The 1,618-nt window shown below is 37.7% G+C and carries 1 protein-coding gene and 3 pseudogenes; 3 read left to right on the top strand and 1 reads right to left on the bottom strand.

Annotation, left to right across the window (positions count from 1 at the left end):
* Positions 1–186: 186 nt before the first annotated feature.
* Entirely contained in the window at positions 187–276 is a 90-nt protein-coding gene (locus tag FKZ59_RS14315) for a transposase (RefSeq protein ID WP_141603388.1), read from the top strand.
* A gap of 149 nt (positions 277–425) precedes the next feature.
* A pseudogene (locus FKZ59_RS15280) lies at positions 426–533 on the top strand (IS3 family transposase); the annotation flags it as partial.
* 120 nt (positions 534–653) lie between these two features.
* Here FKZ59_RS15280 and FKZ59_RS15290 read toward each other — a convergent pair.
* Positions 654–977, bottom strand: a pseudogene (locus tag FKZ59_RS15290) (IS982 family transposase); the annotation flags it as partial.
* 305 nt (positions 978–1,282) lie between these two features.
* On the opposite strand from FKZ59_RS15290, the pseudogene FKZ59_RS14305 reads away from it, so the two are divergent.
* Positions 1,283–1,618: pseudogene (locus FKZ59_RS14305) on the top strand (polyprenyl synthetase family protein); the annotation flags it as partial.

Here is a 1,618-nt window from a genome sequence, read left to right as displayed (position 1 = left end):
ATAAAATTAAAAAAAGAGAGGTTTAACTTAGTACTTGCCACTGATGGCATGTTGGTATAATCATCCCAAATCAAATCCCCTTATGAAAGTATTTTAACACATTATGAAAATTTGATGTTAGTCTAAAAAGTGGACACGACCTAGAAAGATTATAATAAAACTAATTACATTAAGGGAGTGTCCAACGTGGGAAAACGTTTTGATAAAGAATTTAAACTTCATGCCGTCAAGTTAGTTGTAGAAGAAGGCAACACTATCGCTGCAACAGCACGGTAGATCGATTTATCGCCAAAAACATTGCATAGATGGGTATAAGATCCTGTTCACAGTTTTGTTAGAAGTGGAAACCTCCGGTTGAAAGAGCAAGCATTGCGAGAAGTACAAAAGCGAATTCGTAACCTAGAATAGGTAAACTCCATCCTAAAAAAGCCAAAGTAAGTGTATTTGAGTACATTGAGTGTTTTTACAACTACAAACGAATCCATTCCGACAATCGATATCCATCTCCAGTGATGTATGAAAAGGCGTATTAATTATCTATTTCCTTGTCAGAAATGAAAGAGGATAACACCTTCATTCCCTGACAAGGCCAGCAAGCGAAGCGCGGTAGAAAAAATCTCTATTTTTTTGTGTCTATTTTCTTGACATAACACCAACGTTCGTTTGGCAATTTGGATGTGCATCTTAAATCCATAGAAGAACATCTTCTTGAAAGCACGATATCTGATATCCGCCACATCTCGAAACCGTTTTATACGTGAAGTACGTGTATAATGGCACAGATCGGTAAACTGTCTACAATGGTATACGCGTGAGATTGTCCAAGTTTGCGAATTGATGTCGAATCCATTTAATCATCCAACGTAGCGAGCGACAACAACGATGGTATCGAGAACGCTCAGGGAATGCCTTTTCTGTAATAGGTTTTCGACCACAAAGCGATGCCATGCCCGCTCCGATGTGAAGCTAAAAATTTCATGAGCACATGGTGGCTTCTTATAAAATGAGGATGCCTTTTGAAATCAACCTCTCAAACATAAATATTCTTTAGAAACCGTGTTGTAAAAAAACTCACTCTTCGCCATTTTCTGCTACTTCCACCAATCCCAAAATATGTTAGTTGGATAAAACATGTTCATCGGATAATACATAGTGAATCCCTCTTTGTCAAAGCAAAGGGGTTATTGTTTTGAAAATTACACTGATTTGAAGAAGGAATTTTATAAATCTTGTTGAAATTTACCTATTTGGAAATATTTATTTTATGCAAGGTGTTGCTGAAATGATCGAAAAAGAAGCAGTGAAGATGCAAATGAAAGAGATCGTTACAGTTTCTTTTTCCGTACCGTCTTTAAAAGAGTCGGTATTGACATCAATAGAGGAGCACACAAAACAAAGCGACTTTTTGTACGGCTGCTTAGCTGGTATGCATTATCAGATGTTTTCCGAAAACATGAAGGAAACTGAACGAATCGCAGCGTCTGTAGAACTGATGATGTTGGCGGGAGATATGCTCGATGACCTCGTTGATCAAGACAGCTTGGAAACCACGTGGAACAAAGCACCTCTTACAACTTCACTTCATATAGCCATAGGGTTATTGTTAGCAGGACAAAAA

This window comes from Ureibacillus terrenus, from assembly GCF_006569205.1.
In the GTDB taxonomy this organism is placed as follows: Bacteria; Bacillota; Bacilli; order Bacillales_A; family Planococcaceae; genus Ureibacillus; species Ureibacillus terrenus.
This window is presented reverse-complemented; position numbering and strand designations above follow the sequence as displayed.